Annotated in this window: 16 protein-coding genes and 1 pseudogene; 7 read left to right on the forward strand and 10 right to left on the reverse strand. The window is 71.9% G+C overall.

What is annotated here, in order from left to right:
- Positions 1 to 17: 17 nt before the first annotated feature.
- Both pflB and ACFY8U_RS32930 read right to left on the reverse strand, forming a co-directional pair.
- A complete protein-coding gene (gene pflB / locus ACFY8U_RS32925) occupies positions 18 to 2,288 on the reverse strand; it encodes a formate C-acetyltransferase (protein WP_389575847.1) in 2,271 nt (756 codons plus the stop codon).
- A 259-nt stretch (positions 2,289 to 2,547) separates the two neighbouring features.
- The gene (locus ACFY8U_RS32930; RefSeq protein ID WP_389575848.1) at positions 2,548 to 3,972 is read right to left on the reverse strand and encodes an MFS transporter; all 1,425 of its coding nucleotides are present in this window, start codon (positions 3,970 to 3,972) and stop codon (positions 2,548 to 2,550) included.
- 202 nt (positions 3,973 to 4,174) lie between these two features.
- Between ACFY8U_RS32930 and ACFY8U_RS32935 the strand changes: the two genes are divergently transcribed.
- The 3 genes from ACFY8U_RS32935 (at position 4,175) to ACFY8U_RS32945 (ending at position 7,366) form a co-directional block, all read left to right on the forward strand.
- Positions 4,175 to 5,359 (forward strand): low temperature requirement protein A, encoded by a 1,185-nt coding sequence (locus ACFY8U_RS32935; protein ID WP_389575849.1) that lies wholly within the window; start codon positions 4,175 to 4,177, stop codon positions 5,357 to 5,359.
- A 26-nt stretch (positions 5,360 to 5,385) separates the two neighbouring features.
- Positions 5,386 to 6,456: a P1 family peptidase gene (locus ACFY8U_RS32940; protein WP_389575850.1), complete on the forward strand. Its 1,071-nt coding sequence runs from the start codon at positions 5,386 to 5,388 to the stop codon at positions 6,454 to 6,456.
- 133 nt (positions 6,457 to 6,589) lie between these two features.
- Positions 6,590 to 7,366 (forward strand): DUF6227 family protein, encoded by a 777-nt coding sequence (locus ACFY8U_RS32945; RefSeq protein ID WP_389575851.1) that lies wholly within the window; start codon positions 6,590 to 6,592, stop codon positions 7,364 to 7,366.
- Between the two features lie 99 nt (positions 7,367 to 7,465).
- Here ACFY8U_RS32945 and ACFY8U_RS32950 read toward each other — a convergent pair whose 3' ends face one another.
- Together ACFY8U_RS32950 and ACFY8U_RS32955 are read right to left on the reverse strand one after the other, a co-directional pair.
- Positions 7,466 to 9,037 carry a glycosyltransferase family 39 protein gene (locus ACFY8U_RS32950; RefSeq protein WP_389575852.1) on the reverse strand — a complete coding sequence of 524 codons (1,572 nt, stop codon included), beginning with the start codon at positions 9,035 to 9,037 and terminating at the stop codon, positions 7,466 to 7,468.
- A 10-nt stretch (positions 9,038 to 9,047) separates the two neighbouring features.
- Positions 9,048 to 10,238 (reverse strand): glycosyltransferase, encoded by a 1,191-nt coding sequence (locus tag ACFY8U_RS32955; protein WP_389575853.1) that lies wholly within the window; start codon positions 10,236 to 10,238, stop codon positions 9,048 to 9,050.
- A 277-nt stretch (positions 10,239 to 10,515) separates the two neighbouring features.
- Here ACFY8U_RS32955 and ACFY8U_RS32960 point away from each other — a divergent pair, with 277 nt between their 5' ends.
- Entirely contained in the window at positions 10,516 to 11,703 is a 1,188-nt protein-coding gene (locus ACFY8U_RS32960) for a hypothetical protein (RefSeq protein ID WP_389575854.1), read from the forward strand.
- 76 nt (positions 11,704 to 11,779) lie between these two features.
- Here the strand turns inward: ACFY8U_RS32960 and ACFY8U_RS32965 are convergent, their stop codons facing one another.
- The 4 genes from ACFY8U_RS32965 to ACFY8U_RS32980 form a co-directional block, all read right to left on the reverse strand.
- The gene (locus ACFY8U_RS32965) at positions 11,780 to 13,816 is read right to left on the reverse strand and encodes a fructose-specific PTS transporter subunit EIIC (RefSeq protein WP_389575855.1); all 2,037 of its coding nucleotides are present in this window, start codon (positions 13,814 to 13,816) and stop codon (positions 11,780 to 11,782) included.
- On the reverse strand, positions 13,813 to 14,766 hold the full coding sequence (gene pfkB / locus ACFY8U_RS32970) for a 1-phosphofructokinase (RefSeq protein ID WP_389575856.1): 954 nt from the start codon (positions 14,764 to 14,766) through the stop codon (positions 13,813 to 13,815). The genes ACFY8U_RS32965 and pfkB overlap by 4 nt, the downstream gene beginning before the upstream one ends.
- Positions 14,763 to 15,524 (reverse strand): DeoR/GlpR family DNA-binding transcription regulator, encoded by a 762-nt coding sequence (locus ACFY8U_RS32975; protein ID WP_389575857.1) that lies wholly within the window; start codon positions 15,522 to 15,524, stop codon positions 14,763 to 14,765. The genes pfkB and ACFY8U_RS32975 overlap by 4 nt, the downstream gene beginning before the upstream one ends.
- 284 nt (positions 15,525 to 15,808) lie before the next feature.
- Positions 15,809 to 17,347, reverse strand: a complete 1,539-nt coding sequence (locus ACFY8U_RS32980; RefSeq protein ID WP_389575858.1) for an MFS transporter — start codon at positions 17,345 to 17,347, stop codon at positions 15,809 to 15,811.
- A gap of 62 nt (positions 17,348 to 17,409) precedes the next feature.
- Here ACFY8U_RS32980 and ACFY8U_RS32985 point away from each other — a divergent pair, with 62 nt between their 5' ends.
- Positions 17,410 to 18,366 (forward strand): transcriptional regulator, encoded by a 957-nt coding sequence (locus ACFY8U_RS32985; protein WP_361438396.1) that lies wholly within the window; start codon positions 17,410 to 17,412, stop codon positions 18,364 to 18,366.
- Positions 18,367 to 18,510: 144 nt separating this feature from the next.
- On the opposite strand, the gene ACFY8U_RS32990 is transcribed toward ACFY8U_RS32985, so the two are convergent.
- Entirely contained in the window at positions 18,511 to 19,518 is a 1,008-nt protein-coding gene (locus tag ACFY8U_RS32990; RefSeq protein ID WP_361438394.1) for a sigma-70 family RNA polymerase sigma factor, read from the reverse strand.
- 123 nt (positions 19,519 to 19,641) lie between these two features.
- Between ACFY8U_RS32990 and ACFY8U_RS32995 the strand changes: the two are divergent.
- Positions 19,642 to 20,080 (forward strand): annotated as a pseudogene (locus ACFY8U_RS32995) (GNAT family N-acetyltransferase).
- A gap of 49 nt (positions 20,081 to 20,129) precedes the next feature.
- On the forward strand, positions 20,130 to 21,230 hold the full coding sequence (locus ACFY8U_RS33000) for a questin oxidase family protein (RefSeq protein WP_389575859.1): 1,101 nt from the start codon (positions 20,130 to 20,132) through the stop codon (positions 21,228 to 21,230).
- Positions 21,231 to 21,279: 49 nt separating this feature from the next.
- Here the strand turns inward: ACFY8U_RS33000 and ACFY8U_RS33005 are convergent, their stop codons facing one another.
- Positions 21,280 to 22,068, reverse strand: a complete 789-nt coding sequence (locus ACFY8U_RS33005) for a dioxygenase (RefSeq protein WP_389575860.1) — start codon at positions 22,066 to 22,068, stop codon at positions 21,280 to 21,282.
- Between the last annotated feature and the right edge of the window lie 53 nt (positions 22,069 to 22,121).

Genomic DNA, 22,121 nt, shown 5'->3' on the forward strand with positions numbered 1-22,121 from the left:
CGCGCGGTCGGGGGTTTCTACAGCGAGCCGTGGAAGGTGCGGTTGAGGACGTCGAGCTGCTGGTCGCGGGTCAGCCGGACGAAGTTGACCGCGTATCCGGAGACCCGGATGGTCAGCTGCGGATAGTTCTCCGGGTGCTCCATGGCGTCCATCAGCACCTCCCGGTCGAGGACGTTGACGTTCATCTGGAATCCGTCGCTCGCCATGTAGCCGTCGAGAACACCGGCCAGGTTCCTGATCCGCTCCCCGGGGGTCCGGCCCAGGCCGTAGGGGGTGACCGTACTGGTCAGGGAGATGCCGTCCTCGGCGTCCTCGTACGGCAGCTTGGCGACCGACAGGGCCGAGGCCACATAGCCGTGGGTGTCGCGGCCGTTCATCGGGTTGGCCCCCGGGGAGAACGGCTCACCGGCGCGGCGCCCGTCGGGGGTGTTGCCGGTCTTCTTCCCGTAGACGACGTTGGAGGTGATGGTCAGAACGGACTGGGTGTGTTCCGCGTTCCGGTAGGTCGGGTGCTTGCGCACCTTCCGCATGAACTCCTCGACCAGCCGGACCGCGATCTCGTCGGCGCGGTCGTCGTTGTTGCCGTACGCCGGGTACGCGCCCTCGATCACATAGTCGGTCGCGAGACCGGTCTCGTCCCGGACCGGGGTGACCTTGGCGTACTTGACGGCCGCCAGCGAGTCGACGGCGACCGACAGGCCGGCGATGCCGCAGGCCATGGTGCGGCGCACGTCGCGGTCGTGGAGCGCCATCTCGACGCGCTCGTAGGCGTACTTGTCGTGCATGTAGTGGATGACGTTCAGGGCGTGGACGTACGTGCCGGCGAGCCACTCCATCTGCTCGTCGAACCTGGCCATCACCTCGTCGTAGTCCAGGACGTCCGACGTGATCGCTCCGGTGGCCGGGCCGACCTGGGCGCCGGACTTCTCGTCGCGGCCGCCGTTGACGGCGTAGAGGAGGGTCTTGGCGAGGTTCACCCGGGCGCCGAAGAACTGCATCTGCTTGCCGACCGGCATCGCCGAGACGCAGCAGGCGATGGCGGTGTCGTCCCCGAAGCGGGGCCGCATCAGCTCGTCCGACTCGTACTGCACGGAAGAGGTGTCGATGGAGACCTTGGCGCAGAACTCCTTGAAGCCCTGCGGGAGCTGCGGCGACCAGAAGACGGTCATGTTCGGCTCGGGGGCCGGGCCGAGGTTGTACAGGGTCTGGAGATAGCGGAAGGAGGTCCTGGTGACCAGCGGACGGCCGTCCTCGCCCATGCCGGCGAGGGACTCGGTGACCCAGGTCGGGTCGCCGGAGAACAGCTCGTCGTACTCGGGAGTGCGCAGGAAGCGGACGATACGGAGCTTGATGATGAAGTCGTCGACGAGTTCCTGCGCCTGCTCCTCGGTCAGGAGCCCGGCCTCGATGTCGCGCTGGAGATAGACGTCCACGAAGGTGGAGGTCCGGCCGAGCGACATCGCGGCGCCGTTCTGCTCCTTCACGGCAGCGAGGTAGGCGAAGTACAGCCACTGGACGGCCTCGCGGCCGGTCGGCGCCGGGCCGGAGATGTCGTGGCCGTAGGAGCGCGCCATCGTCTTCAGCTCGCCGAGCGCGCGGATCTGCTCGGAGAGCTCCTCGCGCAGCCGGATCGTCTCCTCCAGCGAACGGTCGCCTGCGGGAAGGGAGGTGAGCTCCTCCTTCTCGTCCTGCTTGACCGCGATCAGCCGGTCGACACCGTAGAGGGCGACACGGCGGTAGTCGCCGATGATGCGGCCCCGGCCGTAGGCGTCGGGGAGACCGGTGATGACGCCGGCCTTGCGGGCGGCGCGGATCTCGGGGGTGTAGGCATCGAAGACACCGGCGTTGTGGGTCTTGCGGTACTCGGTGAAGACCTTCTCCAGCTCGGCCGAGACCGGGTAGCCGTAGGTCTCCAGGGCGCCGGCGACCATGCGCCAGCCGCCGTACGGCATGATCGCGCGCTTCAGCGGGGCATCGGTCTGGAGGCCGACGATCAGGTCCTTGTCGCGGTCGATCCAGCCGGGGGCGTGGGCGGTGATGGTGGAGGGGATGTCGTACGCGACGTCGAGGACGCCCTTGGCCCGCTCCTCGGGGAAGCGGTCGGTGACGGCCTTCCACACGGCGATGGTGCGTTCGGTGGGGCCGGCCAGGAAGGAGTCGTCGCCCTCGTACGGCGTGTAGTTCTGCTGGATGAAGTCGCGGACATCGATGGCATCGCGCCAGAGTCCGCCCTTGAAGCCCTTCCAGGCCCCTTCGGTCACCGTTGCCTCAGCAGGGGTCGCAGTCATCGCCCGCACCGCCTTCTTCGAATCATTCGATCGCGTCGTTGCTCCCTCCATTGCACGCCCTTTGATCGATCATTCGGGTCGGCATTGGTCACCGGTCGACGGTCCGTTGGTCACCGGTCGGCGGTCCTTGGTCCCCTTCCCGGCATGCGGAAAGACCCCGCCTGAGCGGGGTCTTCTCCGAGCGCGGCCGGTACGCCGGTCACGCGGTCGGTACGCCGGTCACGCGGTCGGTACGCCGGTCACGCGGTCGGTACGCCGGTCAGCTGGGCGCCTCCGCGCCCTTGCGGGCGTAGAACCACCAGGTCACGACCGTGCAGCTGGCGTAGAAGGCGACGAAGCCCCACATCGCGCTGGTCACGGCCATCGAGCCGAAGAGGGCCGGGATGAAGAAGAAGCCGTAGGCGGCGATGCCTGAGGTGAAGCCGGTGACCGCACCGGACTCCATCTCCGACTGCTTCAGAGCCTTCGCGTACTCCGGGGTGCCCTCCGTCAGTCCCTTCAGATGGGTGCCGCGGAAGATCACCGGGATCTGGCGGAAGGTCGAGCCGTTGCCGATGCCGGAGAAGAAGAACGCCGCGAGGAAGCAGAGGAAGAAGCCGTAGAAGCTGCCCGCGTCGGACCCGGACGGAAGGAAGGTGATCACGCCGATGATCGAGGCGGCCATGCCCACGAAGGACAGGATCGTCACCCGCGCGCCGCCCAGCTTGTCCGCGACCCAGCCGCCCGCCCACCGGGCCAGGGCGCCGACGGCCGGCCCCATCCAGGCGTAGGTGGCGACGGAGTAGTCCGGGAACGTGGTCTTGATCAGCATCGGCAGGGCGGCCGCGAAGCCGATGAAGGAGCCGAAGGTGCCGACGTACAGCCAGGTCATCAGCCAGTTGTGCTTGCGCTTGAAGATGATCTTCTGCTGGCTGAAGGGGGTGGAGGCCACCTTCAGGTCGTTCTGCCCGAACCACGCCACCGCCGCGAGGACGAGCAGCACGGGCACCCAGATGAAGGCCGCGTTCTGGAGGAAGACGGGGGTTCCGTCGGCCTTGTGCTGGGCCTTGCCGATCGCAATCGTCGACCAGGTGATGACGATCGGCGTCAGCAGCTGGACCGCAGAGACGCCCAGATTGCCCAGACCGCCGTTGATGCCGGTCGCGCTGCCCTTCCTCGCCTTCGGGAAGAAGAAGCCGATGTTCGCGAGCGAGGAGGCGAAGTTCGCGCCGCCGATACCGCACAGGGCCGCGATGGCGACCATGACGACGTACGGGGTCGACGGGTCCTGGATCGCGATGCCCAGCCAGGTCAGCGGCACGATCAGCACGACCGTCGACAGCGCCGTGAAGCGGCGCTGGCCGATCCTGGGGCCGAGGAAGGTGTAGAAGATCCGGGCCGTGCCGCCCGTCAGACCGGGGATCGCCGTCAGCCAGAACAGCTGCGAGGTGGAGAAGCCGAAGCCGACGTCCCTCAGGTTGGTGGCGGTGACGCTCCACACCTGCCAGACGACGAAGGCCACCAGGAGCGCCGGCACCGCGATCCACAGATTGCGGCTCGCCACACGCTTCCCGATCGACTTCCAGAAGAGCTCGTTCTCCGGCTCCCAGTCGGTGATCGGCCGGCCGGGGCGGTACTGCTCCGCGTCGTACGAGGGTGCCGGCCCGCTCGTCGCCGCTCTGGTCTCCTGGAGTACGGAACTCATGGCGCTTCCCTGAGGATTGGGGCTTTCCTTGCCCTCCCAGGCTGCGCCCGTGCCTCAGGGGCAGGTCAGAGGCCATGGTCGTGACCCTGGCGGGCGGAGGTCCCGACATCGCCGGGCCCTAGGGACACACCCCAGGTCCTGCCCGCCACGGCCCGCGTGCCAAAGACGGCGGGCCGGGCCCCGCTCTGATGTCCTGTGGCGCATGACGCAACCGTTCCTGCCCCTCATCGCGCGCTCCCGCGCCGAGGCGCACCGCGCCGCCACACCGCTCGAGCTCTTCTTCGACCTCTGCTTCGTCGTCGCCGTCGCCCAGGCCGGCGCCGAGCTCGTGCACGCCGTCGCCGAGCACCACACCGCCGACGGCATCTCCCACTACGCGATGGTCTTCTTCGCGATCTGGTGGGCCTGGATGAACTTCACCTGGTTCGCCTCGGCCTACGACAACGACGACGTCCTGTACCGCGTCGCCACCTTCGTCCAGATCGCCGGTGTCCTCATCCTCGCCGCCGGGATCTCCCGCGTCTTCGAGGACGACTTCTCCGTCACCGTGCTCGGCTACGCGGTCATGCGGCTCGCCCTCTCCTTCCAGTGGCTGCGCGCCGCCCACCACGCGACGGACCGCGCCGAGCGCACGATGTGCCGGCAGTACGCGGGCGGCGTGGTCCTCTGCCAGATCGGCTGGACCGCTCTCCTCTGGGCCCCCGAAGCCGCCCGCGGCTGGATCTTCCTCGTCATGATCGTCGCCGAGCTGGCCGTCCCGGCGGTCGCGGAGCGGCACGCCACCACCCACTGGCACGCGCATCACATCGCCGAGCGCTACGGCCTGTTCACGATCATCGTGCTCGGCGAGACCATCGCGGCGGCGACGGTCGCCGTGAAGACGGGGGTCAGCGAGTACGACGCCCTCGACGAGCTGCTCCCGATCGCCGCGGGCGGCCTGCTGATCGTCTTCGCGGCCTGGTGGATCTACTTCGCCGCCCCCGCCCACGTCCGCCTCCACTCCAACCGGGTGGCGTTTCTCTGGGGCTACGGCCACTACCTCATCTTCGCCTCCGCCGCCGCCATCGGCGCCGGTATCGAGATCGCCGTCGAGCAGGCGGTGGGCAAGGCCCACATCTCCACGCTCGCCGCCTCCTCCGCCGTGACGATCCCCGCCGCGATCTTCCTGCTCTGCGTGTGGCTGCTGCACGCCCGGTACTTCAAGGTCGGCATCACGCAGCAGCTCGTCCTGCCCGTCTCGTCCCTGGCGATCCTCATGTGCACGTTCGCCGGCCGCTGGGCGGTCCTGCTCGCCGGTCTCGTCGCGGCGGCGACCGTGGCGGTCGGGGTGACTATGGCGGCGCGCAACCCCACCTCGCACGGGGCGGGCCCCGGCCACGGCCACTGACCGAACGGGCGTGGTACGCAAGGACCATGACGAAGCATGACGCAATCACGGACGTGACCGGGCTGAGGGTCGGCCACGCGCGCGTGGCGGGGCCGGCGGCCCTCAGCGGGACCACCGTCGTCCTCGCCCCGGAGGGCGGGGCCGTGGCCGGCGTGGACGTGCGCGGCGGCGGTCCCGGCACGCGGGAGACCGACGCGCTGGACCCCCGTAACGTCGTCCAGCGGATCGAGGCCGTGGTCCTGACGGGCGGGAGCGCGTACGGGCTCGACTCGGCGGCCGGGGTGATGGCCTGGCTGGAGGAGCGGGGGCGGGGGGTACGGGTCGGGCCCGAGCCCTCGCACGTGGTCCCGGTCGTTCCCGCCGCCTGTGTCTTCGACCTGGGCCGCGGGGGCGACTTCGCGGCCCGGCCGGACGCGTCCACGGGGCGGGCCGCGGTGGAGGCCGCCGCGGCGACGGAGCTGCACGCGCGCGTGGAGACGGGCGCGGTCGGCGCGGGCACGGGGGCCGTCGTCGGCGGGCTCAAGGGCGGGGTGGGCACGGCGAGCACGGTCCTGGAGTCGGGGATCACGGTCGGCGCGCTGGTCGTCGTCAACGCGGTCGGCTCGGCGGTCGATCCGGAGACGGGCGCGCTGTACGGGGAGTACTTCCAGGGCCGCCCCGCCTACCCGGAGGCGGCGGTCCACGAGGCCGCGAAGCTGCGCCTCGCCGAGGCCATGGCGAGGAACACGCCGCCGCCCCTCAACACCACCCTGGCGGTCGTCGCGACCGACGCCGCGCTGACCCGGGCGCAGGCGCAGAAGTTCGCGGGCACGGCGCACGACGGCATCGCGCGCGCCGTCCGTCCGGTACATCTCCTCAACGACGGCGACACCGTCTTCGCCCTCGCGACCGGCGTGCGCGACCTGGCGCCCGAGGCCGGTCCGCTCGCCCTCAACGACATCCTGGCGGCGGGCGCGGACATGGTGACCCGGGCGATCGTACGGGCGGTCCGGGAGACCACCGAGGGGGTGGCGGGACCGGGCGGGGACTTCCCCTCTTACCGCGAGCTGTACGAACCCGGCCCTGCTGTCGACTCCCGGTCCGACAAGGGGAGTTGAGCCGCTCGCACACCCGCGTGCGGGAACTTCCCGCACGCCCCCTTCGTTTTGCCGAACCCCGGACACGATGTCAGACCCAGGGACTACGTTAAGCAAGCACCGAGTGACATGCGGCGACGGCCTGGAGACCCTCTTGAACGATCCGCGGGATCATCACGATCCGTACGAGACGACCGAGACGCACCTTGAGCGGCTCCTCGGCCGGGCGCTCAACTCCTTCGACCTGCCCGACTCCACGATCGAGCGCCTGGAGACGGCGTTCGCCCACTCCAGCGCGCTGCACTCCTCGCACCACAGCGCGTCGCTGCACCGTACGACGTACCACCACACCTACCTCCTGGCCGACGGGACGGCGCTCGGCCTGTGGGAGCTGGTGCACAATTCCGGCCGGGACGGCACCGAGCAGCACGAGCTGTACGCGGACGAGGCGGAAGCCCGGCTCGCCGCCTCCCGGCTCCCGGCCCGCTTCTCCCCGGGCTGGGGCGCCGAGCGCTCCACCGACCTGGACTACGACGAGGACAACGACCTGGAACTGCTGAGCGCCCTGCTGTCCCGCCGCATACCGAAGCAGCCCAGGAGGTACGTCCCCGACGACTCGCCGGACCACGCCCGCCGGGTGCTGCGCCGCGCGGAGAACGAGGACCGCCCCGGCGAGGAGACCGCGCGCCGGCTCCGCGTGGCGTACGCGCACCACATCACCCAGGCGTTCGGCCGCCACTGCGCGGTGGAGGGCGGCCGGGACGCCGGCTTCACCCTCTACGAGCACGCGTTCCTGCTGCTCGACGGCACGGAGATGAGCCTCTGGGAGGTGGAGCACACGGCGACACCGGACGGCCGCCACATGTGCGAGGTCTACGAGGACGAGCGCACGGCCCGCGACGCGATGGAGCACCGGGCGCGGGTGCGGTGAGGCGGGAGCGGTGAGCCGGGAGCGGTAGGACGGGAGCGGTAGGACGGGAGCGGTGAGGCGGGAGCAGGGTCCCTGCTCCCGCCCGGGCCGTCCGCCCGCTCAGGGCTTGCGGACCAGGAGGGCCACCGTGACGCCGGTCAGACGTTCGGTACCGGTCGCGGTGTAGTGCTTCCGCAGGGCGCGCGCCTGGGAGGCGGGGAGCGCGTCCAGCGGGTCGGCCGCGCCCTCGGGTACGACCAGCCAGATGCGGGCCTCGTTCCGCAGACAGGCCGCCGGGTCGGGGCACTCCGAGGACCACAGGTCCGCGCGGTCGGCGGCCGACCGGGCCAGGAAGACGTCCCGGGGCCGCAGCTCGTCGGGCAGATAGTGACGGACGCCCAGGTCGAGGAGACGCCAGTAGTCCTCGCCCCGGTCGTACACCACGGCGTCGCCCGGCCGGTGGTACCTGGCAATAGTCTCGGCGGCGCCCTTGTAGTCCACCCCGTGCCAGAAATGCGCGTACGTCTCCCGCACCGACCGCTGCTCCGGCAGGGTCAGCACGGCCAGGGCGACCAGGGCGGCGGCGAGGACGGAGCGGGAACGGAGCGCGGCGAGCGCCGCACCGGCCAGGACCGCCCACGCCGGCAGGGTGAAGAGCAGGTACCGGTAGAAGAAGTACGAGATGTCGCCGTGCGAGACCGCCCACAGGACGAGGACCGGCAGCACGGCCATGGCGGTCACGGCCAGGGCCGGCCCCCGGGACGCCGGCCGCCAGGAGCTGCCGCTCGCCGACGGAGGCGCGCCGGCGCGGCCCGCCCGCCGGGGCTCCGCCCAGGCCGACACGGCGAGGAGCGTCACCGCCCCGGCGAACGTCCCGGAGGCGTACAGCTGAGGGAGGAAGGCGGCCAGGCTCTCCAGATCCGGTTGGGGGATCCAGGCGATCTGACGTGACGCCTGTCTGCTGCCGAGCACCGCCGCCGGCGCCGCGGCGGCCACCCCGGCCAGTGCGGCGAGCCCGGCCCGGACGGCGAGGGCGCGGTCGACTCGGGCCCATGCCGCCACGACGACCAGCTGACCGGCCAGCACCGTGAGCGCGACCAGGTGCAGCAGTCCGACCGCGGCGACGCACCCGGCGTACGCGGCCCAGCGCCCCACGCGCTCCGGCCGGTCCAGGGCCCGCAGCAGCGCCAGCGTGGCGAGGGCGACGGCGAGGACGACCAGGGCGTACGGGCGAGCCTCGTGGGCGTAGCGGACCACCACGGGGGTGAGGGCGAAGAGCAGCCCCGCGACGAGCCCGGCGCGGCGGCCGAACAGCCGCTGCCCGATCAGCGCCGTACAGGCCGCGGCGCCGGTCATCGCCAGGGCGGAGGGCATCCGCAGGGCGGTGACGGAGTCGCCGAAGACGACCGTCCATCCGTGCAGCAGCAGGTAGTAGGCGGCCAGGACCGCGTCCACGTTCCCCACCGTGTCGAGGAGACGGCCGGTGGGGCGGGTGACCATGTCCCAGGTGTTGAGCTCGTCCTCCCACAGCAGCGGGTGGTCGATCTCGTACAGCGTCAGGGCGAGGGCGAGGAGGGCAGGCCACAGCCAGACACCGTGCCGCAGCCCGCCCTCACGGCGCGGCGCGGCGGGGCGGCGGGTGGCCGGGGCGGGATCCCGGACCTCGGCGGCGACGGAGGAGGGCGTTCCCACGGCGGGCCCCTCAGCCGCGCACCGGCGCGGGCGCGTCGGCGGCGGTCGGAACGGCTGCGGAGGCAGCGCCGGGGGGCGCGGCCGTGGGGGCGGGGGCGTGCGGTGCGGTGGCCGTGGGGGCGGCGGAGTGCGGTGCGGTGGCCGCGTGCGGGATGGGGGTGGCGGCGAGCTTGCCGACGGCGAACTCGCGGTTGGCGCGGGTCTGCTTGCGGTACGGCTCCGGCAGGTCGGGCAGGGCGAGGAGCCGGTCGCAGGCGGCGAGCGAGGCGGCGTAGTCGCCGACCCAGTACGCGGTGATCGAGTATTCGAACAGCAGGCCCCAGCGGTACACCCACGGCTGGGTGAACAGGATGTCGTCCGGCGGCTCGCGGTCGACGACGGCCGTGGTGATCGCGTGGGCGCTGTGGTGACGGTTCATCTTGCGCAGCCGCGCCGCCAGCTCGTAGCAGGCTTCGAGGCGCTCCGGGCGCGCCTCCCAGGCGCGGGAGAGCGCGTCTGCTGCGGCCGGCCAGTCGCCCGTGTCCGCCCTGAGGACTCCGGACTGGAACAACGCGTAGTAGACCTCCTCGATCCAGCCGCCCATGCTCGCCCGGCGCTCGTAGAGGTCGATCGCCTCACCCGTACGACCCATGTCCCGCATGGTCTGGGCGAGATAGAAGACCGTGCGGGTGTTGGCGGGGTCGCGGGCGAGTTCGGCGGAGAGCAGCCGGGCGTCGCGTTCGAACTTGTCGTGGCGCGAGCCCCCGTCGGCGTGGTCCTCGATGACGAGGGCGTCGAGGTTCTCCTGGACGTGGTCCTGGTCCGCGGTGAGGTACTCGTGGGTCACACCCTCGTACCGCCAGGGGAGATCGCCCCTGACCAGGCGCTTGATGCGGTACTCCATCGCGCCCTCGTGGCGCAGCATGTAGGCGTCTGCGGTCGGTGCGGGAAGCGGTCCGTCCTGCCGCAGGACGAGGTCGGCGTCGAGGAGCAGGAGATAGTCGGCCCGGCCGCGGGCGTGGGCGATGTTCAGACTGCGGTTGTGCCCGAAGTTGACCCACGGCTCCTCGTACAGCTCTCCCGGGATTCCGTGGAGAGCCTTGCGGATCAGGTCCTGGGTGCCGTCGGTCGAACCTGTGTCGGAGATGACCCAGGTGTCCACCAGGTCACGGACTGAGGCGAGGCAGCGCTCGATGACGCGGGCCTCGTTCTTGACGATCATGCACAAGCAGATGGATGGCTTCACGGCAACACCACTTTCGGTGCGTCGGCGGGGGGCGACCATAAGCACAGGCCAGGGACCGTCGGGGACGGCACGCCGACAGGCGCTTTCAGGTTCGCCACGCCGTACGCACCCAGGGGGATGGTGGCGGTAGGCCAAGGCGTTGACAGTTCCCTCGGAGCCGTAAAGGCGCCGCGATCGCAGTCCGATGATCTGAAAGGAAGCTCGAACTCGCTTCCGGTGAATCACTCGATCCGGATGAAGAAGGAGCTGTTGCATGAGTCCTGATTCCAGGACCAGGTCCGCACTGGGCCCGCTTCCGCGACGCCGCGCCTGGCTCAACGGAGGTGCCATCGCATCGATCGCACTTGTTCTCACGGGCCTCACGGCCCCCGTCTCCGCCGCGCCGCAGCGCGTGGCCGGGCCTTCGGGGGTGAACGCCGCGGACGCGCCGTCGGGCGGTGACGACTGCCGAGACCACGAATCGCGTCCCGACGAGCAGAACGGACCCCCTCCGGTGCTGTGGGGTCCGGTGTCGAACGAGAAGAACGCCCCGATGCCGCACGCGGGCCCTCCCTCACTCGGTGACCTCCAGAACTACGTGGACCATGAGGTCCAGCAGTCCATGGGCGGCGGCCTCGCGCAGTACCTGCGAGGGGCGTCCGCGGAGGACCTCGACCGCTACGTACGGGCAGTGCCCGAGGGCGACCCCGACCACTGCCACGACGGCCGGCCCGGCCCGACAGGACCGCCCGGCCCGACGGGCGCCACCGGAGCCACCGGAGCCACGGGCGCGACCGGGGCCACCGGGGCCACGGGCGCCACGGGTGCGACGGGTGCGACCGGAGCGACGGGTGCGACCGGAGCGACGGGCGCGACCGGTGACGCCGGACCCACCGGAGCCACCGGAGCCACCGGAGCCACGGGTGCCACCGGAGCCACGGGTGCGACCGGAGCGACGGGTGCGACCGGTGACGCCGGACCCACCGGAGCCACCGGAGCCACGGGTGCGACCGGCGCCACGGGCGCAACTGGCGCCACGGGTGCGACCGGAGCCACTGGGGCCACCGGGCCCTGCTCCGACATCGACCTCTACGCACCCAGTGGCACCCGTGACTTCACCGCTGTCCTCACCGGCGGCAGGGTGTTCGCCGGCGTGGCTGCGGCGGCCGGTGGGGCGATCCAATGGCAGGACCTCACCAACACGACCGCGGTCGGCATGGACCCCGCCAACCCCAATTACCCGCCGAACGTGTGCGCCGTCGGCATCGAAGCCCAGGGCGACGATGCCTACATCAAGGTGCTCACGACGGGCGGGCAGGTGTGGCAGACACACGGTGACATCAACGGCGAGTTCACGTGGGACGAGGCCTGGACCCTCCAGACGACGCCCACACCGGTGGTGCTGCGCAACACCAAGTTCAGCCGCAGCTTGGAGGCGTCAGGTGTGATGAACCGCCCCTGACCTGAGCGGCACGCCCGAGGGGGCGGTGCGTACACGCGCGGTACGTCACCACCCCTCGGGCTCCACGCGGCGCCGGTCAGGCCGCTACGGCCACCTTGGTCTCAGCCTGAGGTTGTTCCCCCGCGCCCACCCCCTCCGGCGCCGACTTCCGCGCGCCCTTCAGGACGATCACGAGCGCGGCGCTCACCACCGTGCCCGCCACGATCGCGAGCAGGTACAGCAGCGGGTTGCCGATCAGCGGGATCACGAAGATGCCGCCGTGCGGGGCCCGCAGCGTGCATTCGAAGGCCATCGACAGCGCGCCGGTGACCGCGCCGCCCGCCATGGCCGCCGGGATGACCCGCAGCGGGTCGGCCGCGGCGAACGGGATCGCACCCTCGCTGATGAACGAGGCCCCGAGCACCCAGGCCGCCTTGCCGTTCTCCCGCTCGGCCTTGGTGAACAGCCTGCCGCGCACCGTAGTCGCGAGCGCCATCGCGAGCGGCGGGACCATACCGGCGGCCATCACCGCCGCCATGACCTTCAGGGAACCCTCGTTGGGGGTGGCGAGGCCGCCGACGGCGAAGGCGTACGCGACCTTGTTGACCGGGCCGCCGAGGTCGAAGCACATCATCAGGCCGAGAAGGGCTCCCAGGATGACCGCGTTGGCGCCGGAGAGGCCGGAGAGCCAGTCGGTGAGGGCGTTCTGGAGACCGGCGATGGGCTTGCCGATCACCAGGAACATCAGGAAGCCGACGACGATCGACGCGAGCAGCGGGATCACGACCACCGGCATGATGCCCCGCAGGGCCGCGGGCACCTTCAGCTTCTGGATGGCGAGGACCGTCCCGCCCGCGATCAGACCGGCGGCCAGGCCGCCGAGGAAGCCCGCGTCGATGGTGAGGGCGATCGAACCGCCGACGAATCCGGGGACGAGACCCGGCCGGTCGGCCATGCCGTACGCGATGTAACCGGCGAGGACCGGGACGAGGAAGGCGAACGCGAGGCCGCCGATCTGGAACATCAGCGCGGCCCAGCTGTCGGCCTGGCCCCAGGCGAAGTGCTCCGCGACGGAGGGGGCCTTGTCGATGTCGTAGCCGCCGATGGCGAAGCCGAGGGCGATGAGCAGACCGCCGGCGGCGACGAACGGGACCATGTAACTGACTCCGGACATCAGCCACTTGCGGAGCTTGGTGCCGTAGCCCTCGGTGGGCTCGCCCGCGCTCTCGACGGGGGTCGGACTCCCGGCGGGGGCCGTGAACTCGCCGCGTTCGGCCTTGCCGCGGACCTCGGAGATCAGCTCGGCGGGCCGGTTGATGCCGGCCTTGACGCCGACGTCGACGGTCGGCTTTCCGGCGAACCGTTCCTTCTCTCGTACGGGAACGTCGTGCGCGAAGATCACGCCGTCGGCTGCCTCGACGACCGCCGGGTCGAGCCGGGTGAACCCGGCGGACCCCTGCGTCTCGACGACGACCTCGACACCGGCGGCCTCGCCCGCCTTTTCGAGGGCTTCGGCAGCCATGTAGGTGTGGGCGATACCGGTGGGGCAGGAGGTGACGGCGACGATACGGAAGGGGGCCGCCTCGGCCGGCGCGGGCGCGGGGGCCGCCGCGGCCGCGCCGACAGAGCCGTCCGCCCCGAAGGAGCCGTCCACGTCGGCGGAGACGTCCGCCTCGGGGCTCTCGGGCTCCGGCTCCTCGCCCGCGATCAGGGCCGCCGCCTCCGACGCCGAACTCGCCGACCTCAGCGCCCTCGTGAAGTCCTCGTCCATCAGCTGGCGGGCCAGGGAGGAGAGGATCGTCAGGTGGGCGTCGTCCGCTCCCGCCGGGGCCGCGATCAGGAAGATCAGGTCCGCCGGGCCGTCCGCGGCACCGAAGTCGATGCCCGCGCGGGAGCGGCCGAAGGCGAGGGTGGGGGCCGTCACATGGGCGCTGCGGCAGTGCGGGATGCCTATGCCGCCGTCGAGGCCCGTCGGCATCTGGGCCTCGCGCGCGGCCACGTCCGCCAGGAAGCCGTCCAGGTCCGTCACCCGGCCGAGCGCGACCATGCGCTCCGCGAGCGAGCGGGCCGCCGCTTCCTTGGTGCCGGCGGACAGGTCGAGATCGACCAGGTCCGCGGTGATCATTCTGCTCATCGCGGGCTCCCTTGCTCGCTGAGTACTCGGTCGAGGGGTACGTCGTCGGTCACCGTGACCGCCGGCGGGTTCAGATCGGCCGGGGTGGGCATCTCGCTCCCCGGCAGCCGGACGGCCGCCGCGCCGTGCGCGACCGCCGCCGCCAGCGCCTCGGGGCCCTCTCCCCCCGCCGAGAGGAAACCGGCCAGGGACGCGTCGCCCGCGCCCACGTTCGAGCGGACCGTGTCGACCGGCGCCGTGGCGTACCAGGTGCCCGCGGCGGAGACGAGGAGTTGGCCGTCAGCGCCCAGGCTCGCGAGCACCGCGCCCGCGCCGAGCCCCCGCAGCTCCTCCGCGGCCTTCACCGCGTCGCCGACGGTCGCCAGGGGCCGGCCCACCGCCTCGGCCAGTTCGTCGGCGTTCGGCTTGACGACGTCCGGCCGGGCCGCGAGGGCTGCGAGCAGCGGGGGGCCCGAGGTGTCGAGCGCGATCCGGGCGCCCGCGCCGTGCGCGCGGGTGACCAGCTCCGCGTACCACTCCGGCGCGAGGCCGCGCGGCAGGCTGCCGCAGCAGGCGATCCAGTCCGCGGCCGGGGAGTAGGCCCCGACGGTCGCGAGGAGGGTCTCGGACTCCTCCGAAGTGAGCTCGGGACCGGGGGCGTTGACCTTCGTCAGCGTGCCGTCCGGTTCCGCGATCGCGATGTTGGAGCGGGTGTGGCCGGCCACCGGCACCGGCGCGACCTCGATCCCCTGATCGGCCAGGAGCTGGGCGACCAGCGCGCCGGGTGCCCCGCCGAGCGGCACGACGGCCACGGTCCGATGTCCGGCGGCGGCGACGGCGCGGGAGACGTTGACGCCCTTGCCGCCGGGGTCCATCCGCTCGGCGGAGGCCCGCAGCACCTCGCCGCGCTCCAGGGCCGGGACCTCGTAGGTCCGGTCCAGCGAGGGGTTGGGGGTGACGGTGAGGATCATGTGCGTACGACTTCCGTTCCCGCGGCCTCGATCGCCGCGGCGTCCTCGGGCCTGAGCCCGCTGTCGGTGATGAGCAGATCGACGTCGGCGAGGGCGCCGAAGCGGGCGAAGTGCTCCTCGCCGAACTTGGCGGAGTCGGCGAGGAGGACGACCCGGCGGGCCGAGGCGATCACGGCCCGCTTCACCGCGGCCTCGGCGAGGTCGGGGGTGGTGAGCCCGAGGTCGGGCGAGTAGCCGTTGGCACCGATGAAGGCGACGTCGGCGCGGATCTCTCCGTACGCCCGCAGCGCCCAGGCGTCGACGGCGGCGCGCGTACGGTGCCGGACCCGGCCGCCGACGAGGTGGAGGTCGATGCCGGGGTGGTCGGCGAGCCGGGCGGCGACGGGCAGGGCGTGGGTGACGACGGTCAGCCCGCATTCGAGGGGGAACCCGGCGGCGAGCCGGGCGACGGTGGTGCCGGCGTCGAGCACGACGCTTCCCTCGTCGGGGAGTTCGGCGAGTGCGGCCCGGACGATCCGTTCCTTCTCGTCGGCGGCCGTCGCCTCGCGTTCGGCGAGGTCCGGCTCGAAGTCGAGCCGCCCGGCCGGTATCGCGCCGCCGTGCACCCGGCGTACGAGTCCGGCCCGGTCGAGGGCCTTCAGGTCGCGCCGCACGGTCTCGGCGGTGACCTGGAACTCCTCGGCGAGGGAGAGGACGTCGACGCGTCCGCTCTGACGGGCGAGCCGGAGGATCGCTTGCTGCCGCTCGGGTGCGTACATGTGGTTTTACGTCCGTTCCATGCCCGAACCTGTGGTTTCACTGGCAGGCTACGCCCGCGTGAGCGGAAAGTAAACGAATTCGGGCACGCTGACGGACACGAACGGGCATCGGCCGGAATTCGGGCCGAAGGCCCCGGGCCGTTGGAACCGGCCCGCCGACGCCCCGGAACGGCGAAAGGCCCGGACCGGGGCCATCGGCCCGGAACAGCGAAAGGCCCGGACCGGGGGCGCCCCGGTCCGGGCCTTGCGTCGCCGTCGTACGAGGCGGGTCGCCTCGCGGAAGGTCAGTGCGCGAGCACCGGCTCCTTCCCGACGTCCACGGAGTCGTCCACGCCCCCGGCCGCGTCGTCCGCGCCCTCGATGTGCTGCTTCGGCTTCGCCGGCAGCGCGAACATCACCAGGAAGATCAGGGCGAGCACCGCCACCCCCCATCCCATCGCGTTCTGGAACGCGTCGGTGAACGCCGCCCCGACCTCCGCCGGGGCCTTCGCGAGCCGCTCCTCGTCGATCACGCCGAAGAAGACGACCGACACGAGCCCGAGTCCGAGCGCGTTGCCCATCTGCCCGGTCGTGTTGATGAGGCCCGAGGCCGAGCCCGCGTGCTCGCGCGGCACGTCCGAGAGGACCGCGTCCGTCAGCGGGGCCACGATCAGGCCCATGCCCAGGCCCATGACGACGAGGGGCGGGATCATCTGCCAGGCCTCGATGCCGGTCCCGTACCGCCCGGCCTCCCACAGGTAGAGGAGCATGCCCGCGGCCATCGTCGCCGCACCCGTCTGCAGCACCTTGCGGCCGAAGCGCGGGACCAGCTTCTGCACCGACAGACCCGCCGCCGTGGAGACGGCGATCGAGAACGGCACGCCCGTCAGACCCGCCTTCAGCGGGCTCCAGCCGAGGCCGACCTGCATGTACAGCGTCCAGACCAGGAAGAAGATGCCCATCACGACACCGAAGGTCAGCTGCACGGCGATACCGGCCGCGAAGCTCTTCACCTTGAAGAGCGCCAGCTCGAGGAGCGGGGAGCCGTCCTTCTTCGTCTTGTACTTCTCGTACGCGATGAGGGCGGCGAACACCACGAGGCTGCCGGCCATGCACAGGTGGCCCCACAGCGGCCAGTCCAGCTCGCGGCCGCGCGTCAGCGGGTAGATCAGCATCAGCAGCGCGAGCGTCACGAGCAGCACGCCCACGATGTCGAGGCGGAGCGCCTTGGGCGCCTTCGACTCGGTGATGAACTTCCGTCCCAGGATCAGGCCCGCGATGCCGACCGGCAGGTTGATGAGGAAGATCGGGCGCCACTCCAGGCCCGCGATGTTCCACTGGGTGAGGAGCGCACCGAGGAGCGGGCCGGAGACCGCGCCGAGGCCGATGATCGCGCCGAACATGCCGAAGACCTTGCCGCGCTCGTGGGCGGGGAAGGTGACGTGGATGATCGACAGGACCTGCGGGACCATCATCGCCGCGGCCGCGCCCTGGAGCAGGCGGGAGGCGACCAGCATCTCCGGGTTCGCGGCGAAGCCGCAGAGCGCGGAGGCGACGGTGAAGCCGGCCGTGCCGAGGAGGAACAGCCGCTTGCGGCCGTAGATGTCGCCGAGACGGCCGCCGGTGATCAGGCCGGCGGCGAACGCCAGGGCGTAACCGGCGGTGATCCACTGGATCGCGCCGAAGGACGCGCCGAGGTCCCGCTCGATGCTCGGGATCGCGATGTTGACGATCGTGGCGTCGACCAGGTCCATGAAGGCGGCGGTCATGACGATGGCAAGGGCTATCCAGCGCCTGCGGTCGGTGGCCGCTGCACCCGGCACGGCGGTCTCGTGTGAACTCATACGAGAAACGTAGAGGCCATATAGGTCAGCTGATGTCCTAGATGCGTCGCATGCTGGAACGCATGACGGACACTCCGGCACGACTCCTCAATCTGCTCTCGCTGCTCCAGACGCCGCGCGAGTGGCCGGGCAGCGAGCTCGCCGAGCGGCTCTCGGTCTCCGCGCGCACGATCCGCCGGGACATCGACCGGCTGCGGGAGCTCGGCTATCCGGTGGAGGCGACGAAGGGCGCGGTGGGCGGGTACCGCCTGGTCGCCGGTACGGCCATGCCGCCGCTGCTCCTCGACGACGAGGAGGCGGTCGCGATCGCGGTGGGCCTGCGGGCGGGGGCCGGGCACGCGATCGAGGGCGTGGAGGAGGCGTCGGTGCGGGCGCTCGCCAAGCTGGAGCAGGTGCTGCCGTCGCGGCTGCGGCACCGGGTCTCCACGCTGCAGAACGCGACGATCCCGCTGACGCGCGGGGACGGGGCGACGGTCGCGCCGTCGACGCTGACGGCCCTCGCGGGCGCGGTGACGGCGCAGGAGCGGCTGCGGTTCGGCTACCGCGCGGGGGACGGGACCGAGTCGCGCCGGCTGGTCGAGCCGTACCGGCTCGTGTCGACGGGGCGGCGGTGGTATCTCGTGGCGTACGACATGGAGCGCGAGGACTGGCGTACGTTCCGGGTCGACCGGGTGTCCGACCCCTTCGCCACGGGGGCTCGCTTCGCCCCGCGCGAGCTGCCGGCGGGCGGCGCGGCCGAGTACATGACGCGCTCGATGTCCCGCGCCCAGCCCGAACTGGACCTGGACGTCACCTTCGACGCCCCGGCCGACTTCGTGACGGCCCGCCTCCCGGCGCACCTCGCCCCGGCACCGACGGGCCCGACGACGTGCCGCCTGCGCACGCGCACCACGGACTCCACGGAATGGCTGGCCATCCGTCTGGCCCTGGTGGACGCCCCCTTCACGATCCACGCCCCGTCCGCCCTGCTGACGTACGCCAAGGACCTGGGCGCCCGCCTGTCGGCGGCGACGGGGTAGGGCCGGGGCAGGCACCTCGGCAGGCGCCGGGGGGCAGGCGCCGGGGGGGCAGGCGCCCGAAGCAGGCACCTGGGCAGGCGCCGGGGCGCACACGAACCCGGCCCCCGGACGCCGGGCTCCCCGGGGGCCGGTTCGCCTGCTCCTCTAGGCCACCGCGTCGAAGCCCGTGTCGCGGGCCATCTTCTTCAGTTCCAGCAGCGCGTGCTTCTCGATCTGGCGGATCCGCTCACGCGTCAGGCCGTGCTCCTTGCCGACCTCCGTCAGCGTGCGCTCGCGGCCGTCCTCGATGCCGTACCGCATCCGGATGATCGACGCCGTGCGGTGGTCGAGCTTGTCGATCAGGTCGTCGAGCTCCTCGCTGCGCAGCAGCGTCAGTACCGACTGCTCCGGCGACACCGCCGACGTGTCCTCCAGGAGGTCGCCGAACTGCGTCTCGCCCTCGTCGTCCACCGACATGTTCAGCGAGACCGGGTCGCGCGCCCAGTCCAGGACGTCCACGACCCGCTCGGGCGTCGAGCCCAGCTCCGCCGCGATCTCCGCGGGCTCCGGCTCGCGGCCGTTCTCCCGGTTGAACTCGCGCTGCACACGCCGGATCCGCCCCAGCTCCTCCACCAGGTGGACGGGCAGCCGGATCGTGCGCGACTGGTCGGCTATGGACCGCGTGATGGCCTGACGGATCCACCACGTGGCGTACGTCGAGAACTTGAAGCCCTTCGCGTAGTCGAACTTCTCGACCGCGCGCACCAGGCCCGCGTTCCCTTCCTGGATCAGGTCGAGCAGCGGCAGCCCGCTGCGCGGATAGCGTCGCGCGACCGCGACGACCAGCCGCAGGTTCGACTTGATGAAGAGGTCCTTGGCACGCTCGCCCGCCTCGTACAGGGCTTCGAGCTCCTCGCGGGACGCGCCGCCCGCTTCGGACTCCACCTCGCCGTCGAGGATCTGGCGGGCGTACACACCCGCCTCGATCGTCTGGGAGAGCTCGACCTCCTTGGCGGCGTCGAGCAGGGGCGTGCGTGCGATCTCGTCGAGGTACATGCCGACCAGGTCGCGGTCGGCGATCTCCCCGCCCACGACGCGAACGCTGCTCGCCCGGCTCTTGCCGCTACCGCCGGTGGCGGAGGACTGACGACGGGCGACGGCACGGGTTGCCATGCGTGCTCCCTTGCTGAGTAGGTCGCGACACCTTTTCGGGTGCCCTGCATCCGACGGAAACAACGACTGGAATCAGGACAGAATTCCCACGCGGCGCATCGATTTTCGCGATCATGCAGTACCCTGTGCCGCCACCGAGGGGGTTCCACGCCGTCCGGACGCACAGAGGCGCAGGTCAGGCCGGGCACGGAAGGCGACCTGGCACCGCTCACGGAGCTGTACAACCACTACGCCGTGAGACCGCGATCACCTTCGACGCCGAGCCCTTCACTCCGGAACGGCGGCTTCCTTGGCTCCGCTCCTACCCTGAAGACGGCCCGCATCGCCTTCTGGTTGCTCACGATGACCGGAAAGGGGCGAACCGGCGAATTCTCGGATATGCCACAAGAAGCCCTTTGCGTCCCAGACCGGTGTACTCCACCTCCGTCGAGGTCAGCGTGTACCTCTCCCCCGACGTCGCCGGCCGCGGCATCGGCGCGCTTCTCCGCGAGAAGCCGGCCGGAAGTTCGGCCGGTACTGGGACGTGGCCTGGTACGAGAAGCGGCTCGGCCCCGGGGACTAGGTCCCCCGGCCGTTACGGACGAGGCACGGCCCCGCCTACGGTCACGACCATGACCGACACCGCGCGCATCTCAGGCACCGACAGCCCTGGCATCGACGGCACCGACAGCCCCAACATCGACCGGTCGCACCTCGACCGGTCGGGCATCGACCGGTCCGGCGTCCTCGACGAAGCCCTCCAGCGTCTCCACGCCAGCGGACCGGAACGGAACGGCTGGCTCAGCAACCACGCCCCCATGGCCGTCGAAGCGCTCGTGCGCCACGGCCAGGCCGCCGCCGTGCACCGCTGGCTGGACCAGTACCGGCCCAAGCTGGAGGACATGCCGGAGCCCCACACCCCGGTCACCGCCGCCACTTGGCGCGAGGCGCTGGGCGACCCGGCGCGCATCGCCGACTGGGCCCGCTTCTTCGAGCGGGAGACGACGGAACGGCCCTGGCGCGAGGTGCTCGCCGAGTGGTGGCCGCGCCTGCTCCCGGGCATAGCGGCCGGGGCGACGCACCCCGTGATCCGTACCGGTCACGCCGTACGCACCCTGCTGACGACCGAGGAGACGGCGCCGCGCCGCACCGAGCTGGCGCACGCGCTCGGCTACTGGGCGGCCCGCGCGCAGCCGCTGCCCGCGCTGACCCCGCTCGCCCCGGCGCCCACCGCGGCCGCCGCCCTCGACGCCGTACCCCCCGTCCCCGACCAGGAGGGCGGGATCCGCACGCGCCTCGCGCAGCTGACCGCGTTCCCCAGCTGGGGGACGACCGCCGACCCCGACACCGCGCGCGCCTCGCTGACGGAGCTGGTCACGGCCGCGACCCACCGCTATGCCACGCACGGCCACGGCGAGCCCACGATGCTGGTCCACGCGGCGACCGCGCCCAACGCCGTCCTGCGCGCGCTCCCGGCCCTCCCGCGCGAGCTCTGGCCGGCGAGCCTCGCGGCCGCCTGGGCGGCCTCGGCCGCCGTGACCGCGGCCTACACGCCGCGCGAGCCGGCGCCGTACAGCGGGACGGCCCTCACCCCGGAGGAGGTCTTCGAGCGGGCCACGGCACACGGCGACGACCACACGATCAAGTTCGCCGACACCGCGCTCGACGTCGGAGATCCGCTCGCTCTGACCGCCGCCGTCCGCGCGATCGACCTCAACCCTCCGGCCTTCTAGTTCCCGCGAAAGTCCGGACCGGTCGTACCTGCCGGACCCGCCACATCCCCTACCCGAACTGGACCGAGCGTTTCGCGAGCCCCATCCAGAAGCCGTCGATCACGCTCCGTCCGCCGCCCAGGTCACCGGCCGCGTCCGCCGCGCCCAGGGTGACGAACAGCGGCGCGAAGTGTTCCGTATGCGGATGGGCCAGGCGGCCCGCCGGGGACGTGTGCTCGAAGTCCAGAAGCGCGTCGACGTCCTGTGCCTCCAGCGCGTGCCGCCCCCAGTCGTCGAACTCCGCCGACCAGCCTGGCACCCCCGCCCCCACGTGCCGCAGCGCGGCCAGGTTGTGGGTGAAGAAGCCGCTGCCGACGATGAGGACACCCTCGTCGCGCAGCGGCGCGAGCCGGCGTCCGATGTCCATCAGCTTCCGCGGATCGAGGGTGGGCAGGGAGATCTGGAGTACGGGAACGTCGGCGTCCGGGAACATCTCCACCAGCGGGACGTACGCGCCGTGGTCGAGCCCGCGGTCGGGGATGTCCTGCACCGGCGTACCGGGACCGCGCAGCATCGCGCGGACGGACGCGGCGAGTTCGGGCGCGCCGGGCGCCGCGTACCGCACCTGGTAGTAGTGCTCGGGGAAGCCCCAGAAGTCGTGGACGAGGGGGATGGTCTCCGTCGCGCCGAGGGCGAGCGGGGCCTCCTCCCAGTGGGCGGAGACCATGAGGATCGCCTTCGGCCGCGGCAGCCCGGCGGACCAGGCGGCCAGCTCGCCGGGCCAGACCGGGTCGTCCGCGAGCGGAGGGGCGCCGTGCGAGAGATAGAGGGCGGGCATCCGTTCCGGCGTGGCGTCCATGACGACCGCCTCCCGTGATCCGAGGGGTGAGGGTAAGAGGACAGCGAGGCCAG

Origin of the sequence: Streptomyces sp. NPDC012508 (assembly GCF_042902595.1) — a bacterium.
Classification (GTDB): domain Bacteria; phylum Actinomycetota; class Actinomycetes; order Streptomycetales; family Streptomycetaceae; genus Streptomyces.

What these genes read in the sequence shown, in the direction of transcription:
- ACFY8U_RS33005 (WP_389575860.1), bottom strand. Translation starts at nt 22,068, where the DNA reads ATGGACGCCACGCCGGAACGGATGCCCGCCCTCTATCTCTCGCACGGC.
- ACFY8U_RS32940 (WP_389575850.1), top strand. Translation starts at nt 5,386, where the DNA reads ATGACGAAGCATGACGCAATCACGGACGTGACCGGGCTGAGGGTCGGC.
- ACFY8U_RS32985 (WP_361438396.1), top strand. Translation starts at nt 17,410, where the DNA reads ATGACGGACACTCCGGCACGACTCCTCAATCTGCTCTCGCTGCTCCAG.
- ACFY8U_RS32930 (WP_389575848.1), bottom strand. Translation starts at nt 3,972, where the DNA reads ATGAGTTCCGTACTCCAGGAGACCAGAGCGGCGACGAGCGGGCCGGCA.
- ACFY8U_RS32980 (WP_389575858.1), bottom strand. Translation starts at nt 17,347, where the DNA reads ATGAGTTCACACGAGACCGCCGTGCCGGGTGCAGCGGCCACCGACCGC.
- ACFY8U_RS32975 (WP_389575857.1), bottom strand. Translation starts at nt 15,524, where the DNA reads ATGTACGCACCCGAGCGGCAGCAAGCGATCCTCCGGCTCGCCCGTCAG.
- pflB (WP_389575847.1), bottom strand. Translation starts at nt 2,288, where the DNA reads ATGACTGCGACCCCTGCTGAGGCAACGGTGACCGAAGGGGCCTGGAAG.
- ACFY8U_RS32935 (WP_389575849.1), top strand. Translation starts at nt 4,175, where the DNA reads ATGACGCAACCGTTCCTGCCCCTCATCGCGCGCTCCCGCGCCGAGGCG.
- ACFY8U_RS33000 (WP_389575859.1), top strand. Translation starts at nt 20,130, where the DNA reads ATGACCGACACCGCGCGCATCTCAGGCACCGACAGCCCTGGCATCGAC.
- ACFY8U_RS32955 (WP_389575853.1), bottom strand. Translation starts at nt 10,238, where the DNA reads ATGATCGTCAAGAACGAGGCCCGCGTCATCGAGCGCTGCCTCGCCTCA.
- ACFY8U_RS32990 (WP_361438394.1), bottom strand. Translation starts at nt 19,518, where the DNA reads ATGGCAACCCGTGCCGTCGCCCGTCGTCAGTCCTCCGCCACCGGCGGT.
- pfkB (WP_389575856.1), bottom strand. Translation starts at nt 14,766, where the DNA reads ATGATCCTCACCGTCACCCCCAACCCCTCGCTGGACCGGACCTACGAG.
- ACFY8U_RS32960 (WP_389575854.1), top strand. Translation starts at nt 10,516, where the DNA reads ATGAGTCCTGATTCCAGGACCAGGTCCGCACTGGGCCCGCTTCCGCGA.
- ACFY8U_RS32965 (WP_389575855.1), bottom strand. Translation starts at nt 13,816, where the DNA reads ATGAGCAGAATGATCACCGCGGACCTGGTCGATCTCGACCTGTCCGCC.